This window comes from Ruegeria sp. BF7 (genome assembly GCF_056538605.1).
This window is the reverse complement of record NZ_JBQFTM010000007.1, coordinates 68,229-83,308: the sequence shown is the minus strand read 5'-3', so window position 1 is coordinate 83,308 and position 15,080 is coordinate 68,229. Positions and strand designations below refer to the sequence as shown.

Sequence of the window (15,080 nt, the reverse complement as noted above, 5' to 3'; positions counted from 1 at the left end):
TTGCGCCTGCGCGCCGGTTGCGCTACAACGCCCGACACTTCGGCCATGGAGTCGCTGGAAGGCTATGCGCCCCAACCAAGTCACTCGCCCGCCTCCCCTTCAGATTCATCGTCAAGAGCAAACGGATCGGGCGGAGTGACGGCGATGCCACGTTGTTCCGCACCGTACTGAACCAACGCGCGGCCAATGGTCGAGCATGTGTCATAAGCAATGCGGGAACCCTTCGTGGTTTTCATCGCCTCACTTATTAGCCGCTTCCAATGCGCCCCATCGTCAATGAAATTGCTCAGCCCGTAAGCCGTGCAATCCAGTTCGTCCATTGTGCGCCTCAGCCATTTGGCGAAGCGCACAGAGGGAAGGGGATCAAGTTTTTTAAACATAAGTATCTTGTAGGATACTCAGTTATCCTCATCAAGCAAAAAAATTTCCCGTCAGACCAAGACGGCTGACTTTGGCCTTTCGTCCAGATCAGTTAGGGGCTGCTGAGAAACACCAATCGTCAAAACACACATGGCGTCACCTGCAACCCGAAAGGTCGCACCAGCCCGCTTGGCAACCAGCCCCAACCGCTTGAACCAGATAAGAAACCCCGGCGACATGATTGCAATAATGGACCGCCCTCCCCGGTCGCGCACGGCGTCATGCGCGGCACGCGCCACCTCGGCCAACACTTCATTGCGTTCGCGCCCATCCAGTCCAGGGTCCACAAAGAACCGCGTGGCCTCAAACACATCCGCACTCGCTGGCGGTTCACTTTCGGCGATATCCGGGGGAAACGGCGGCAGAACTCCCACGTGGGCATCTTTGACCATGTATGTGTAACCGCCGACCCGCGCGTCAGTACGCAGCAACCGGGTTCCACCAACAATGCGACCATCGACCTTCACGCACACGTAAACTGCGTGAATGTTGTCGTATTGGTCCATTTCGATTTGTTCAGTATGCGGGATATCCCACTGCATTTGATCGACAAACAACCGCTTGCGCAGCGCAAACATCTGGGCAAAATCATCACCCTGATTGTTCAAATTGTCGAATGTTAAGACGACGGCTTGCATGACACCCCTATCCTTAAAGTTGAGTGTCTTTAGGCTATATGCCGCGCCAACCGTGTCAATTACGCATTAACCCCGACCATTTATAGACAGCATAGGCCGACGATGCGGCGCTGAAATTGGACACGCCCAATGCATCCACGATGCGGCGCTTATGCTGGTCGATGGCGCTGGTTGTAATACCCAAATCAGACGTTGCCTGCTTTGTGGTCATGCCCCAATCGAACAGATCCAGAATCTCTTTTTGGCGATCCGTAAGGCCATCCACTTTTTCTATCAGGTAGTCCATATGATCCAACTTCACGATGTCTATAAAGGTTTCGATTTCGCTGGCCGCAGCCATGGAACCAAGAAGCAACTTGTTGCCGCCGATTGAGTTGACAATCACCTTGTCTGTTCCGATTCCAAAGGCCCCAGCTTCAGCAAAAAACTCGGGGTTTGCAGACTTGTCCACAATCATTGCAGCGCACTTGTTCGCAACGCAAATTTTGCCCGCCTGAAAGATTGGATCATGTCTAAACAAACCAACTTCAAAGTAACGCACCAACCACTCATCCGGGTAGTCACTCAAAAGAACCTCCGGTGCCTCCGGCGTCCTACCTACAACAAACGCATATCCTTTTGATGCGCTCAAAAGCCTCTCAAACAACGGTTTACCCCCTTTAGGATACGCAAATATCCTAGCGCGCCGGGTTGCTTATTGCAAGATCGTGCTGGTATGCATTGCCAGCAAAAAGAATTTCACGTTAAAGTTGTCACCCCGAGGCACGGAATATGAGCACCAGCAAACCTTACTTAGACAAGCAAAAGAATAAGCTTATTCAATTGATTGCCCACGGCGACAGCGCCCTAATCGAGTTCATTTCGACTCAGCTTCAGGATTATCGATCCGGCGACGGCGAATCTGTTCCAGCAGCCAGTAAACCTCATGAGGGCTAGCGCGATAGGCTTCAGCCAATAGCGCCTTCCGACCTTCATCAAACGGGTTTTCAAATTCAAGTTCGGCCTCAAATTCAAGGCCAAAGAACGTCATTATCTTTTCAACGCTATCCGGGCTTAGCTTTTCACTACGCCCATCAAGAAACTTGTTGAGGGTATGCTTGGATAAGCCAATGGCCTCGGAACCCGAGGTTGGGTTCAGACCCGCTTTCTGCAAGCGCAAGCCAACATTTTGGCGAACTCGATTCCAATCCACAACCTATTCCCTCGACCTTATGGACCTAAAAGATACTAAGGAAATACCCCAACAAAAACAACGTGTAGTTTTCTGCACTCCCCATTTATAGCGAGTGGGGATATTTTTTTGCTTGTTTAGGATAATCAAATATCCTACAAGATATCCTTATTGATAGGAGGATAGAAATTGACACCTAGCCGAGCCATAAAAACAAAGAGTTTCCAGCCCCAAGGCACTCAACGAAAAGTTGAGCAGGAACTTGCCCCATTGAAAGATCAGAGCGAGACATCCCGCCGTGCGGGACGGACGCTCAAAGAGCGAATCCAAGATCACGCCAACCTGATCGGACAGACCCGACCGGCCCCGCTGATCCTGATCGACGCGCTGCCGGGAAAGGGCGCGTGATGTCTGCCCTGCCCAAATTCGCCCGCTTCTGGATGGTCTGCCGCAAGCCGACCGGTCCACATTCCAAAACCGAACCCCGTGCGCGGTATTCAACCTTTGATGACGCCATGGCCGACGCAGCCAAACTGTCCCGCGAAAACGACGCGCAGTTCCTTGTTCTCGAAACCGTTGCCGTCGCCCGCCCAGGCGATGCCCAGCAGGAGTCGCTGTTTTGAACCTTCCTATCAATTTCGACCGTATGACCCCCTCAACCGGCAGCCTGTATGCCGGTCTACTGGTCAGGGGCGCGCTGCTCGCCGCCTCTGGCCACTTTTCCCGAATTCGTCGGTGGGCCACGTCCGCCACGGGGCTGCGCAGCTTTGCCACTCATGGAAAGAAAGGCCCACCCGCGCAACCAAACCCCGTGGCCACGTTCAAGCTTTACGCACTGCTGCGCCGCCCAGACGGCCAGATGAAAACGGTAGAGGTCTCAATCCCCAAAACCACGCCCACGCCGCGCGTTGAGGCCGCAGCACATTGGGAAGTCTACGCCCACCCCGAGGCCAAGGCGTTCGCGGATGACATGAAATTCACCATAGAACAGGTCTCGATCCGGCCCCGGCACAATCACCACCTGCGCACCGAGGCTGACAAACTGGTCTGTCACCACAACAAGCGCCTGCAGCTTGAACACCTCAGACGCGCAGAAGCCAACGCACGGTGGGCGAAATGAACGAACTGCCCATGATCATCGACAGCTTTGCCGGTGGCGGCGGGGCCAGCACGGGCATTGAAATGGCGTTGGGCCGCAGCCCGGATGTGGCGATCAACCACGACCCGCGCGCCCTGTCCATGCATGAGGCCAACCACCCCGAGACAATCCACTTGGATAGCAATATCTGGGACGTGGACCCGCTGAACGTCACACAGGGCCGACACGTTGGCCTGCTCTGGGCCAGCCCGGATTGCAAGCACTTCAGCAAGGCCAAAGGTGGCGCACCCCGAGACCGCAACATCCGTGATCTGGCGTGGGTTGTGGTCAAATGGGCCGAAGAGGCAAAGCCCGATGTCATCTTGCTGGAAAACGTTGAAGAGTTCCGCACATGGGGTCCAATCTGTGACGCTGGCAAGCCTATCAGCGGGCTTGAAGGCACCACCTATGAACTGTGGGTCAAGCGCCTGCGCAAAGCCGGTTACAAGGTCCAGTGGCGTGAACTGCGCGCCTGCGATTATGGCGCACCCACCATTCGCAAACGCTTTTTCATGGTGGCCCGCCGCGATGGTCGCCCCATTGTCTGGCCCAAGCCGACCCATGGCGACCCCAACAGCCGGGCGGTACAGACCGGCAAGCTGCTGCCGTGGCGCACCGCTGCGGAAATCATCGACTGGTCAATCCCCTGCCCGTCCATCTTTCTGACACCGGAACAGGCCAAGGAATGGGGCAAGGCCAATGGCCAGCACCCGCCCAAGCGCCCGCTGGCAAAGAACACCCTGAAACGCATTGCGCGCGGCATACAGCGCTATGTCATCGATGCGAAAGAACCGTTCTTTGTCACCTATGGACAGCACGGCGGTGCCAGCAGATCCGCAGTTGATCCACTGCATACCGTGACGGCCAGCATCAAAGATCAGAACGCGCTTGTGGTGCCGACACTGATTCAAACCGGCTACGGAGAACGCAAGGGCCAGGCTCCACGCGTCCCCGGTCTGGACAAGCCCATTGGCACAATGGTTGCGGGCGGCGCAAAGCACGCCTTGGTGGCCGCGTTTCTGGCGCAACACAATGCAGGGCCGAACAACGTCAACCTGTCAGGCAGGCCCGCCACAGCGCCCCTGTCCACACTGACCACGACAGGGGCACAGCAGCAGATCGTAGCCGCGCACCTGATGAACATGCACGGCACCCAGCGCAGCGCCCGCGAGCTGAACGACCCGCACCCAACCATCTGCGCAGGCGGTGGCCACGGGGCCTTGGTCGCAGCCTTCCTGCACAAATACTACGGGACAGGCGAAGGACAGGTTGCAAACGAACCCCTTCACACCCTGACCACCAAAGACCGCTTCGGCTTGGTGACAGTGGAAATCAACGGGGCGACCTACGCCATTACCGACATCTGCATGCGGATGCTCACAGCCCGCGAACAATTCCGGGCGCAGGGGTTCCCTGACACATACGAAATCGACCGGGGCGCGGATGGGTCACGCATGACCAAGAAAGAGCAGACCCGCATGTGTGGCAACAGCGTGCCCCCGGACATCGCCGACGCGCTGGCCCGCGCCAACTGCGCCCATTTGATCGAACAGGCAGGTGCCGCATGACCTACCACCCGCGCCGCACCCCGTTCGCTGAAATGTCGCTGCCCGCACAGGCTGGCATCCTCTGCCACTGTCCACAGTTCCAACGCTTCGCGGCCACCCGCTGCGGCGCACCATCCGAAACCTTCAACGCCAGCGCCGCCGCCGAATACCTGCGGCAAGCCTGCCAGATCGAAAGCCGCCGCGACCTGTCCAGCGACAGCGCCGCCCAACAAAGATTCCAGATCATGCGCACCGAGTTCGACGCATGGACCGGGCGGATTGCCCGCCCCCGCAATTGAAAGGAACCACGATGCAAGCCCTTCGCATATCGAATGCCGCACGCGGCCCGCTTGAACAGAACCGCATCGACGCCAGCCCATCAACGGCCCTGCTGGCTCTGTTGGCAGCAATTGCGGCCTTCCTGCTGCTGGTGCTTTTTGCCCCTGCGGCGAACGCCGAACGGCTTGTGATTGAACCCGGCTCCGCATGGTCTGATGGCGGCTATGTTCGGCAATATGTCCGCAAGCGCAACAAGGTGGACGCCGTGGAAATTCGCGGCAGTTGCATTTCATCCTGCACCGTATTTCTGAGCCATGAGAACGTATGCGTTTCCCGCAAGGCCCGGTTCGGCTTTCACGCGCTCAGCTATCGCGGTGCCATCGCATCTGCCGCCGTTCAGCAGGACTACGCCTTCAACCTGCTGGGAAGTCCCGATCTGGGCCAGTGGTTCCTTGCTGGACCAGCCCACGAAAGAAAGCGCGTCATTTTTCTCAACGGCAGCGCTGTGATTGACGCCTTTGGTTTCCGGGAATGCGAAGCCTAAAGCCATCACTGAAACAACCACCCTTTAACCGCACCGAAAGGAACCGTCACGTGATGACCAAACGCAAAAACACCGATGAGGCACAGACCATCGCAGAACGCGACCCCTACGCCATCCACGGCCTTGAACAGATGTTGACGCTGTTTGACGGCGGCGACTTCATCAAGGAATTCAAGAGCGATCACCGCGCGCTGCTGCAGAAGATGCAGGAACATATTGAAGAGTACGGCCAGAAAGCGGCCAAAGGCTCTTTCACGCTGACCGTGTCTTACGAACTGAACGGCGCAGGCGATCTGGGAATGAGCGCCAGCGCAGCATTCAAGGAACCCACCAAGCCCGCAAGCAAGGCCGGGGCCTATGTGGACCAGAACGGGCAGATGACCCTGTACAGCCCAATGATGAAGCGCATGCACAGCGGCGTGCGTGACGTCACCCCGCACGACCCGGAAACGGGCGAAGTGCGCGACGTTTAACCCCGAAAACCTCAACCCGCCAATCAAAGGAAACTGACCATGGCAGGAGAAAAGCAGAACACCGTTATTTCGGTAACGGAAAACCCGGCAGAAACCATGCGCGAAGTAATGGAAACCATCGGTTTGGCCGAACAAATCGCGCACCCAGATAGTGTTGGCGGCACAACCTTTACCGACCCACATCTTGTTTCGCTGCCGGAAAAACGGCGCGTTGAAGACCTGACCGCCTACCACCGGCAAGCGGCGGAATACCTGAAGCCCGCCCGACGCAAGGGCACAGCCCGCTTTGACGATCTGGCCAGCATCATCGCATGGGCCAACCGCTTCAAGGGCGACACATCCGCCCTGTTCGCCAAACCGGACATGAAGGCCCCAACCCTGACCTGCATTGCAGATTATCATGCAAGCGGCCCGGTCGATGTCGAAAACGAGGAAGGCGACCCCAGCGCCCGCCACTGCCACCACAAGGCGGTTTACAGCTTCCCGCTGTCCGAAGAATGGAAGGCGTGGATGGGCATTTCAGGCCAGCCGCTGGATAAGGACGAAATGGGCGAGTTTATCGAAGCCCAGGCTAAAGACGTGTTCGACCCCACCCCCGCCATTCTGAAGGGCAACATCAGCGACAAGATCCAGCCTTGGGAAACCCGCCTGATTGAAACCGCCCAGAAGATTGAAGGACGCTATGGGCAACTTACCCAACTGCTGGCCATGTCCAAGCAGTTTCAGGTGCATGAGACCAGCAATCTGACCGTCAAGACCAACCGGGACACCGGCGAACAAGAGGTGCAGTTCCTGAACGAACACAAGGCACCGGACGGCAAGCCGCTGAACATCCCAAACCTGATCATCATCGCGATTCCGGTGTTCATGGGCGGCGCACCTTTCCGCATGCCGGTGCGGTTCCGGTATCGCAAGATTGGCGGGCAGGTGAAGTTCATCTTGTCGGTCTACAACCCCGAAAAGGCATTCGAACTGGCATTCACAGAAGCTGTTGAACAGGCAACCGAGGAAACCGGACTGCCAACCTTCATGGGATCCCCCGAAATCTGAATTCTCTTTCTGGCCCTTGGAAACAGGGGCCAGCGACGGACATCAAGAAGGACCACCATGACACACAAACTCATCCCCCCAGCCGTGAAGGTCTGCGATGCCCTTACACCCCTGACCTCGGGAAAGCTGCCGCAAGAGATTCTTGTTCTCAACCCGGAAACCGTCGCGGTCATCGCTGAAATCGACGGCGTTGATTACGTCCTGACCATGAACCGAGTGCCTCGGCAGCGACCAAGACCAGCAACACAATAGGAACCGCGTGATGAGCAACCTGACCAAGATCGAATGGACGGAACGGACATGGAACCCGATTGTGGGCTGCAGTCTGGCATCCCCCGGCTGCACCAACTGCTACGCCATGCGCGCGGCTTATCGCATGTCGAAGAACCCCAAAACGCCGCAATATTGGGGCAGCGCCAAACTGGCGAACGGCAAGCCCGTGTTCACCGGCAGACTGACATTGGCTGAAAATGTTCTGCTGGACCCGCTCAAGCGCAGGACGCCCACCACCTATTTCGTCAACAGCATGGGCGATCTGTTCCACAAAGACATGCCAGAAGAGTGGATCGATTGGGTGTTTGCGGTCATGGTCGCCTGCCCTCAGCACACATTTCAGGTGCTGACCAAGCGTGCAGATCGGATGCGGGAATACCTAAGCTGGCCGCACCGATGGCGCGCAGTCTACAACGCAGGCATTGCGTTGGACCTCTGGGCCGCGCGACAAAAGCCTGCGTGGCCACTGAAAAACGTTTGGTTTGGCGTGTCGGTCGAAGATCAGAAGCGCGCTGAAGAACGCATCCCCGATCTGCTGGCCGCGCCCGCCGCGATCCGCTTCATCAGTGCTGAGCCACTGTTGGGGCCGATTGATCTGTCCAACGTCTGCAACGGGCAATATTTCGCAAATTGGCTGGCCGGAACCAAATGGCACGACAGCCCCGGCCTTAGCAAACTGGAACGCGGTGGACCCTGCATTGATCAGGTCATCTGCGGCGGTGAAAGCGGCCCGAACGCGCGCCCCATGCACCCGGATTGGGCGCGCAGCCTACGGGACCAGTGCAAGGCCGCTGGTACGGCGTTTTTCTTTAAACAGTGGGGAGTGTGGTCCGTTGAAATCGACCGGGACAAGGAAGATCCTGACTGGCGCGCGAACTATTCCAAAGCTGACCGACCCGGATGGGCCATCCTGAACCTTGAAGGCGGCACCGGCTTTCACGGCGAGCGGGTTTGCCTGATGCGCCGGACAACCAAGGAAAAGGCTGGTCGCCTGCTGGACGGTCAGGAATGGAACCAGACACCCAAGAGGGCAGCGGCATGAACTGGTACGCCCAACAGCGCCAGAACTGGATTGGCGAAATGCTGCGGATTTATGGCTTCATCAATCGCCGCCACATCACCGCGAAATTCGGCTGTTCCGCAGTGCAGGCTGGACATGACCTGACGGCCTTCCAGGCATCAAACACGGGCTGGGTCCAGTACGACAACCGCCGCAAATCCTACGTCAACACAACCGAAAAGGGGCAAGGCACATGATCCCGATTCCAGCGATCCTCTATGACTTCCTGCCGCCGTTCTGGAAGGCGTTTTACCACCCCATCCGCGCCGTTCGATACAGCGGATCCCGCACCAACTGAAAGGACCGCCATTGATGCCCCGCAATATCTCTTTCGCCATGACCACAAGCCAAGTCCAGGACCGCAGCAAGGACGTGACACGCCGGTTCGGCTGGTGGTTTCTGAAACCCGGTGATCGGCTCAACGGCGTCAAGAAGGCCATGGGGCTGCGCAAGGGTGAACGGATCGAACGGCTGTGTCTGATCGAAGTTGTGTCCGTGCGCCGCGAACCGCTGAACGCCATCACGCAAGCTGACGTGATCCGCGAAGGCTTTCCCGACTGGACGCCCGAGCAATTCGTTGAGTTTCTGGCCAGCCACAAGCGCTGCGAGCCGACCGAGCCGGTCAACCGTATCGAATTCAAGTATCTGGATTGAGGACAACAACATGCCAATTGTCACACAAGAATGGACCCACAAACTCACATGCATGCAGCAAACGGTTCTGCTGACAGCGGTGCGCGGCCCGGATGGCGTTGCGAAGTACCACCCCTGCAAGTTCCTGATCCGCTGGTTTCGCCGCTGCGTTCTGTTGGGCGCATTGGATCACAACGTTTTCGAGAACCCATATGACCCGCGCGGCGGATCATTCACCGGCCCCAGCTACGAATGGCCTCCGGGTCTGGACCACGACTGGACAGCGCAAATGAACGCCGTCGTAGAACGCTACCTGCAAAGCCTCGACGAACTGCCGCACCACTTCCAACTGCACCTGATGCACGCAGCCGAAATCATTGGCTACAAGCATCCGAACCTGAAAATCCGCGACTGGTGGAATTGGCTCTATCTGGAACTGGTGAAGGACATGCACTTGTCACCCGAGACAGAGGCCGAACTAGACTTTCGACTAGGCGACAGTGAAGCGCAGTGGCGCGCCACTAGTTCCGAAGCGACGCAGGCGTAAGGAACCTCCCCCATGTCCATGATGCCACCCACCGGATCGTTCATAATCGACAACGGCAAGTCGCCCGAGGATTGGTGTGACGTTCTGGCCGAGCGTGGCATCGACATAAGCCCGCGCAGCCTGCGGGAAAAAGCCCGCGCCCATGAGGCTTGCCATATCATTGGCCGGGCGATGATTATCACACCGCAACAGCTTGATGTTATTTTGGAGAATTGCTTATGCCGCTCGAAGCCTACAAACGGGGCAAGGTCTGGTGGGTCAAGGGCCGGGTCGAATACAACGGGCTTGCCATCACAGACTACTACCGGTGCAGCACTGGCGCATCTACAGAAGCGGGCGCAAAAGACTGGATCAGGGCCGAAGAAGACAGGCAGATCCGTTGTCACGTCCTTGGAGAAGAATCGGCGCTGACCTTTGCTGATGCGGTGATGCTCTACCCGGCCAAACCCGCCGAGGCGAAGTTCCTGATCCCGATTGTCGAACAGATCGGCGCTGAATTCGTCCACAAGGTCACGCCAGAGCAGGTGCGCGATCTTGGCCCGATCCTCTACCCCAAAGCCTCAACCGACACGTGGAAGCGCCAGATCATCACGCCGGTTTCGGCTGTGATCAACAACGCCCATGACAGGGGCAAATGCCACCCGATACGAATCCGATCCTACACATCCCAGCAGCGCTTGGATCAGGACAAGAAACGCGGCAAGCAGAGCAGACCCGAGCGCAAGGCGGGAAGCTGGGAGTGGATCAGGGCGGTGCAGCCGCACGCGAATCCGTATGTGGCGGCTGGGCTGGAATTCATGTTTGAAACCGGCGTGCGGGTCTCGCAACTGGTGGCGATTGAACCAAAGCACTGCGATCTGCAAAACGGGCGCGTCAAGATCATCGCCTCGAAAGGCCACCCGGAACAATGGGTATCGATATCCACCGCGCTGGTGGTGACCATGGCCAATCTCAAGCCCAGAGAACCGCATAACCGCCGCCACCATTACAAGCTGCCCAAGCGCATGTTTGGCTATGCCGATCGATCCGGCTTCACCGCCGCGCTGCGCACGGCCTGCAAAGTTGCCGGGGTCGAATATCTCAGCCCGCACCAGGCCGGGCGGCACGGGTTCTACACCGAATTGCGGGTGCGCCAAGGCGTCGATCCGGTCACAGCCGCCAAGGCGGGGCGCTGGTCGAACCCGGCACTACCGGACAAAATCTATGCCCATGTGGAAGGTGATGACCGCGAAATGCGGGACCGGATTCGTACAGGGGCCGTACAGCCGCTGAACGCAAAGCGGGTTAAGGGGTTGAAAAAGTGATGGAATTTGGTGTTTCTATTTCCCCTTGGTAAGGGAGAGGTCGAGAGTTCAATTCTCTCCAGCAGCACCATGATTTCCTCATCATTCTCAAAAACTTACGAAAACCAACTGCTTGCGCCTGCTAGCTCCTACACAGGAGTCTTAGGCATTGACCCCAGCCTTGCTTAAACCGGTCAACAACAAAAAAATAGATATACTTCGCTGTAACGCGTGTTCCAACGGACCTGAAGGGAATCATCGGTCGTGCTGAAGTGTCAAAGTCACTCCGCATCAAGGACGCAGCAAAGTCAAAAGAGAGAAATACCACCTAACACGCGTAGCCTCAAAAACGTTGCGCGCCCCTTCGGGCAAAGCCTGAACGGCTCCCCTTTGAGAAAATCGCCGTACTTTCTCGATATTGTAATTCCGCCTATTGGAAGTGTTGGAGAATAAGCCGGTTGAACCTCAGTTAAGATTGCCTGTAAGCGGCAGGTTAACGATAAACACCTCGGTCTAGTGTCGCTAACAGATAAACGCTCGGCAGGGATGAACTGCACGCAGTGCTGCCCAAAATCCTAGATGGAATGAAACGCGACAATAACCAGTAACTCGAAAACAAGTTGCGGTTTCTAAGACTGCAAAAATAGCGTGGCGGTCAAACTCAAAAACCGTACAACCCAAGCTATCTAATAGTCGCAGCAAATCTCACTGTTTCCGTATCAACACCTGTCGACCGAACTCAAATTATCAGTAAGCGGCAGCACGGGATTGGCATGCCGACAGCTTCACTTCTGATTCGACACCATGTAACCTACGTTTGTTCAAGGTGCGCAATGCTCCAAGTGCCCCTAAAGCGCTGACAATAAGAAGCAATCCTGCAGGGAGCGGGACAGGCGAAGGGCTGGCGACATAAGGAGCGCTTTGATAGGTTGCGTTACCCAAGCGCCTACCAGTCGCGTCAAGAAGAACCGCAAGATTGGAAAAGCTGAAGTTTTCAATCGTACCAAATTCCGCTGTGGCAATAATTGAACCATTAGGACCCGCAGAGGGCGTATCTATGTACATACCACCTCCACTTGCTGCGAAAGGAAGTACCCTTGATCCGACTACACTGCCGGTAAGCCCGGGTCCGGAGTAGACTGTTACGCGCAGTTGGTTTGCTGCAAACGGTGATGCGCTCCAATACACATCATAAATATCAAAAGTGGTGCCAGAGCTAAAATCCACCGCTAGACCCTCAGTGGGGCTCAAAGTCGCCGCAGACGAAACCGACGCAAAAATTGAAAAAAGTGCTGATAGAGCACAGACGAACACACCCCTCATTTTGCCCCCCAAAAACCTGAAAACCTACTATGAAAGATTGGCAAAAAGTATGCCTGAACACCATGCAATTAGCAACGCTACATCTCGCGCTCATTTGCCCGGCATTGTGCATATCTAGCCCTTCCATGCGCAGTCAGAGTTTCGGAGAGCTGAGGCAGTTTCGCAACGAATGAGACCTGTTACAGTATACGTTTCAGGTCGAAGAAACGCGCCACGTTGTAGCCTGACGTGCGGATTCGACAGCAAGAAACCGATCAAGGTCTGGATATCCGAATGGCTGCAGTCAATCCGGACGACTACTTCTCTGACGGATCGCTTTCGGCGTAGTCTCGCAGGCGGTCGACGTCTGCGATCTCAGCGTGGTTGCGGTTGATCTTCACACCAACGGTCTTGAGCCGCGAAAAGGCGCGGCTCAGGCTTTCCGGCTTCATCCCCAGACGCCCGGCAATCAGCATCTTGTCATAGGGCAATTCCACGTCGCAAGCTTGGGCATCGGTGTCGCACAGGCTCAGCAAGAACTCGGCCACCCGCTGCGCGCCTGTCTGGGCTTTTAGTTGCTCCAGTTGCGCCACCAGCGCATGCAGATGGGTAAAGGTCGAGGCCAAGATCGATACGCCGATCTCAGGGTCTTCCTTCATCAGCGACAGTAACAACGGGCTGGGGATATGCATGATTTCGCAGGCCGACACCGCCTCGGCAGAGACAGGATAGGGAACGTTCCGCAGCGCAACCGCCTCACCAAAGCTTTCACCGCGTGTAAAGACACTCACCACCGCCTCGGCCCCGGTGGGCGACATACGGAACAGCTTGACCCAACCCGCCAGCACCACGTGTACGGCCTTGGCTTTTTCTTCCTGCAGGAAAATCGTCTCGCCGCGATCATAGCTGCGCCAGATTGCATGGCTGAGCAGAGTATCGACATGCTGATCCGGCAAGCTCTTGAGCAGGAGCGATTGCCGCGCGATTGCTTTTTGCGCTTCGTGAGCCAAGAAGGTTCCCCTTTTCCCTAGTCGATCTTCTGACCGGTACATCCTTCGGGTTCAGGCTATGCCAAAGCTGCGCCCAACGCACCAGTCTTTTCCGAGGTCAACTTGACAATAGTCATGTCGCTTCGGGCACGACGCTCCTAATCTCGCCCCAAAGCCAGTATTCCGGGGAGCCAGAAAGATGAACTACGAGCGATTTTTCAGCCAAAGCCTCGATAGTTTGCGGGAAGAAGGAAACTATCGCGTCTTCATCGATCTGCAACGTCGCTGCGGATCCTTCCCAAATGCGCGCCAAACCGATGGACAGGTGCAGCGGGACGTGCGGATTTGGTGCTCGAACGATTACCTGGGCATGGGCCAACACCCTGCCGTGATTTCAGCCATGCATGACGCGCTGGACCGCTGCGGCGCAGGCGCGGGTGGCACGCGGAACATCTCGGGCACCACCCATGATCACGTACTGCTGGAATCCGAACTGGCTGATCTGCACGGCAAAGAAGCAGCGCTGCTGTTCACCTCGGGATATGTTTCGAACTGGGCTGCCCTTGGCACCCTTGCTTCCAAAATCCCCGGACTGATTGTGTTTTCAGATGCCCTGAACCACGCCTCGATGATCGAAGGCATCCGCCACTCACGCGCTCAAAAGGTCATCTGGAAACACAACGATTTAGAGGATCTTGAGGCGAAACTGGCCGCTGCTGATCCCGATGCGCCAAAGATGATCGCATTTGAGTCGGTCTATTCGATGGATGGAGACATCGCGCCGATCAAAGAGATTTGTGATCTGGCCGACAAATACGACGCCATGACCTATCTGGATGAGGTCCACGCCGTAGGTCTCTATGGTCCGCGTGGTGGCGGTATCGCCGAACGCGAAGGTCTGATGGATCGACTGACCGTGATCGAAGGTACCCTGGGCAAAGCCTTCGGTGTGGTCGGTGGCTATATCGCTGCTTCGGCCGCGTTGTGTGATTTCGTACGCAGCTTTGCCAGCGGGTTCATCTTTACAACTGCCCTGCCCCCCTCAATCGCAGCTGGCGCTGCGGCCTCGATCCGGCACCTGAAACAGTCGAGTGCCGAACGCAATCTGCAAAAGGCCCGCGTGGCGCAGGTGCGCGCCCGTCTTGACGCCGAGGGCATCCCGCATCTTCCCAACCCCAGCCACATCATCCCCGTGATGGTCGGTGATCCGGTCAAATGCAAATTCATTTCGGACACACTGCTGGAAGAGTTTGGCATCTATATCCAGCCGATCAACTATCCCACCGTTCCCAAAGGAACCGAGCGCCTACGGATTACGCCGTCTCCGGTTCACACCGACGCCGATATCGGCCACTTGGTCAATGCTCTGTCGGCCCTCTGGCAACGGTGCCAGATAGCGCGCATGCCGATGGCCGCCCAATAACCAAAGCGCCCCTTGCTTGGAAACCTGCCGCCCTTTCGGGGCGGCTTTTTTCTTTCTCAGATCAGGTAGAGGCCGAAGATCAGCACCGCAAACCCCGTCAGAACCATGGTGAAGCCGCGCAGCCAAGACGGGCTGGTAGCAAGGTCCAGGTAATGGGCTAGGATAATGCGGGATTTGGCCAGCGCTAGAATCAGAATCCCACCGCCCAGAACTTCGGACGGCAACGGCATTGTGGTCAGCACCGCCGACCCAAGGCTAAGCACCAACAGAGCTAGCCAGGCCCGTGTGAGAGTGTTTGCGATCATTTCCC

At 56.9% G+C, this 15,080-nt stretch carries 23 protein-coding genes and 1 tRNA gene; 17 read left to right on the top strand and 7 right to left on the bottom strand.

Going from position 1 to position 15,080, the window contains the following annotated elements:
* Nucleotides 1–80: 80 nt before the first annotated feature.
* The 4 genes from ACR0IK_RS15375 to ACR0IK_RS15360 all read right to left on the bottom strand — a co-directional run bounded on the left by ACR0IK_RS15375 (nucleotide 81) and on the right by ACR0IK_RS15360 (nucleotide 2,250).
* Nucleotides 81–320: a hypothetical protein gene (locus tag ACR0IK_RS15375; RefSeq protein WP_480642112.1), complete on the bottom strand. Its 240-nt coding sequence runs from the start codon at nucleotides 318–320 to the stop codon at nucleotides 81–83.
* A gap of 111 nt (nucleotides 321–431) precedes the next feature.
* A complete protein-coding gene (locus tag ACR0IK_RS15370) occupies nucleotides 432–1,058 on the bottom strand; it encodes an acyl-homoserine-lactone synthase (protein WP_480642111.1) in 627 nt (208 codons plus the stop codon).
* 55 nt (nucleotides 1,059–1,113) lie between these two features.
* A complete protein-coding gene (locus ACR0IK_RS15365; protein WP_480642110.1) occupies nucleotides 1,114–1,689 on the bottom strand; it encodes a helix-turn-helix transcriptional regulator in 576 nt (191 codons plus the stop codon).
* Between the two features lie 225 nt (nucleotides 1,690–1,914).
* A complete protein-coding gene (locus ACR0IK_RS15360; RefSeq protein WP_480642109.1) occupies nucleotides 1,915–2,250 on the bottom strand; it encodes a helix-turn-helix domain-containing protein in 336 nt (111 codons plus the stop codon).
* 249 nt (nucleotides 2,251–2,499) lie between these two features.
* Here ACR0IK_RS15360 and ACR0IK_RS15355 point away from each other — a divergent pair, with 249 nt between their 5' ends.
* From ACR0IK_RS15355 to ACR0IK_RS15280, 16 genes are all read left to right on the top strand, one after another.
* On the top strand, nucleotides 2,500–2,637 hold the full coding sequence (locus ACR0IK_RS15355; RefSeq protein WP_480642108.1) for a hypothetical protein: 138 nt from the start codon (nucleotides 2,500–2,502) through the stop codon (nucleotides 2,635–2,637).
* Nucleotides 2,637–2,852: a hypothetical protein gene (locus ACR0IK_RS15350; protein ID WP_480642107.1), complete on the top strand. Its 216-nt coding sequence runs from the start codon at nucleotides 2,637–2,639 to the stop codon at nucleotides 2,850–2,852. Before ACR0IK_RS15355 ends, ACR0IK_RS15350 begins: the two co-directional genes overlap by 1 nt.
* Nucleotides 2,849–3,349 carry a hypothetical protein gene (locus ACR0IK_RS15345; protein ID WP_480642106.1) on the top strand — a complete coding sequence of 167 codons (501 nt, stop codon included), beginning with the start codon at nucleotides 2,849–2,851 and terminating at the stop codon, nucleotides 3,347–3,349. The genes ACR0IK_RS15350 and ACR0IK_RS15345 overlap by 4 nt, the downstream gene beginning before the upstream one ends.
* On the top strand, nucleotides 3,346–4,935 hold the full coding sequence (locus ACR0IK_RS15340; RefSeq protein ID WP_480642105.1) for a DNA cytosine methyltransferase: 1,590 nt from the start codon (nucleotides 3,346–3,348) through the stop codon (nucleotides 4,933–4,935). Before ACR0IK_RS15345 ends, ACR0IK_RS15340 begins: the two co-directional genes overlap by 4 nt.
* Nucleotides 4,932–5,213, top strand: a complete 282-nt coding sequence (locus ACR0IK_RS15335; RefSeq protein ID WP_480642104.1) for a hypothetical protein — start codon at nucleotides 4,932–4,934, stop codon at nucleotides 5,211–5,213. Before ACR0IK_RS15340 ends, ACR0IK_RS15335 begins: the two co-directional genes overlap by 4 nt.
* 11 nt (nucleotides 5,214–5,224) lie before the next feature.
* On the top strand, nucleotides 5,225–5,737 hold the full coding sequence (locus ACR0IK_RS15330; protein ID WP_480642103.1) for a hypothetical protein: 513 nt from the start codon (nucleotides 5,225–5,227) through the stop codon (nucleotides 5,735–5,737).
* A 53-nt stretch (nucleotides 5,738–5,790) separates the two neighbouring features.
* Nucleotides 5,791–6,210 carry a hypothetical protein gene (locus ACR0IK_RS15325; RefSeq protein WP_480642102.1) on the top strand — a complete coding sequence of 140 codons (420 nt, stop codon included), beginning with the start codon at nucleotides 5,791–5,793 and terminating at the stop codon, nucleotides 6,208–6,210.
* A 39-nt stretch (nucleotides 6,211–6,249) separates the two neighbouring features.
* Nucleotides 6,250–7,260: a DUF2303 family protein gene (locus ACR0IK_RS15320; protein ID WP_480642101.1), complete on the top strand. Its 1,011-nt coding sequence runs from the start codon at nucleotides 6,250–6,252 to the stop codon at nucleotides 7,258–7,260.
* A 57-nt stretch (nucleotides 7,261–7,317) separates the two neighbouring features.
* Nucleotides 7,318–7,512, top strand: coding sequence for a hypothetical protein (locus ACR0IK_RS15315; protein WP_480642100.1), 195 nt, complete (start codon nucleotides 7,318–7,320; stop codon nucleotides 7,510–7,512).
* 10 nt (nucleotides 7,513–7,522) lie between these two features.
* The gene (locus ACR0IK_RS15310; RefSeq protein ID WP_480642099.1) at nucleotides 7,523–8,575 is read left to right on the top strand and encodes a phage Gp37/Gp68 family protein; all 1,053 of its coding nucleotides are present in this window, start codon (nucleotides 7,523–7,525) and stop codon (nucleotides 8,573–8,575) included.
* Nucleotides 8,572–8,790: a BrxR family helix-turn-helix transcriptional regulator gene (locus ACR0IK_RS15305; RefSeq protein ID WP_480642098.1), complete on the top strand. Its 219-nt coding sequence runs from the start codon at nucleotides 8,572–8,574 to the stop codon at nucleotides 8,788–8,790. Before ACR0IK_RS15310 ends, ACR0IK_RS15305 begins: the two co-directional genes overlap by 4 nt.
* Nucleotides 8,791–8,905: 115 nt before the next feature.
* Nucleotides 8,906–9,247, top strand: coding sequence for an ASCH domain-containing protein (locus ACR0IK_RS15300; protein WP_480642097.1), 342 nt, complete (start codon nucleotides 8,906–8,908; stop codon nucleotides 9,245–9,247).
* A 10-nt stretch (nucleotides 9,248–9,257) separates the two neighbouring features.
* The gene (locus ACR0IK_RS15295) at nucleotides 9,258–9,773 is read left to right on the top strand and encodes a hypothetical protein (protein WP_480642096.1); all 516 of its coding nucleotides are present in this window, start codon (nucleotides 9,258–9,260) and stop codon (nucleotides 9,771–9,773) included.
* A gap of 218 nt (nucleotides 9,774–9,991) precedes the next feature.
* Nucleotides 9,992–11,077, top strand: coding sequence for a tyrosine-type recombinase/integrase (locus ACR0IK_RS15290; RefSeq protein WP_480642095.1), 1,086 nt, complete (start codon nucleotides 9,992–9,994; stop codon nucleotides 11,075–11,077).
* Nucleotides 11,074–11,147, top strand: a tRNA-Thr gene (locus ACR0IK_RS15285). The genes ACR0IK_RS15290 and ACR0IK_RS15285 overlap by 4 nt, the downstream gene beginning before the upstream one ends.
* A 121-nt stretch (nucleotides 11,148–11,268) precedes the next feature.
* Nucleotides 11,269–11,388, top strand: coding sequence for a DUF6538 domain-containing protein (locus tag ACR0IK_RS15280; protein WP_480642184.1), 120 nt, complete (start codon nucleotides 11,269–11,271; stop codon nucleotides 11,386–11,388).
* Nucleotides 11,389–11,803: 415 nt separating this feature from the next.
* Here ACR0IK_RS15280 and ACR0IK_RS15275 read toward each other — a convergent pair whose 3' ends face one another.
* Both ACR0IK_RS15275 and ACR0IK_RS15270 read right to left on the bottom strand, forming a co-directional pair.
* Nucleotides 11,804–12,121 carry a VPLPA-CTERM sorting domain-containing protein gene (locus ACR0IK_RS15275; protein WP_480642094.1) on the bottom strand — a complete coding sequence of 106 codons (318 nt, stop codon included), beginning with the start codon at nucleotides 12,119–12,121 and terminating at the stop codon, nucleotides 11,804–11,806.
* A 554-nt stretch (nucleotides 12,122–12,675) separates the two neighbouring features.
* Complete coding sequence (locus ACR0IK_RS15270; protein WP_480594321.1) at nucleotides 12,676–13,368, bottom strand: Crp/Fnr family transcriptional regulator; 693 nt, start codon at nucleotides 13,366–13,368, stop codon at nucleotides 12,676–12,678.
* A gap of 178 nt (nucleotides 13,369–13,546) precedes the next feature.
* Here ACR0IK_RS15270 and hemA point away from each other — a divergent pair, with 178 nt between their 5' ends.
* A complete protein-coding gene (hemA, locus tag ACR0IK_RS15265; protein ID WP_480642093.1) occupies nucleotides 13,547–14,770 on the top strand; it encodes a 5-aminolevulinate synthase in 1,224 nt (407 codons plus the stop codon).
* A 56-nt stretch (nucleotides 14,771–14,826) separates the two neighbouring features.
* Here hemA and ACR0IK_RS15260 read toward each other — a convergent pair whose 3' ends face one another.
* Nucleotides 14,827–15,075 carry a cytochrome C oxidase subunit IV family protein gene (locus ACR0IK_RS15260; protein ID WP_480594323.1) on the bottom strand — a complete coding sequence of 83 codons (249 nt, stop codon included), beginning with the start codon at nucleotides 15,073–15,075 and terminating at the stop codon, nucleotides 14,827–14,829.
* Nucleotides 15,076–15,080 lie beyond the last annotated feature (5 nt).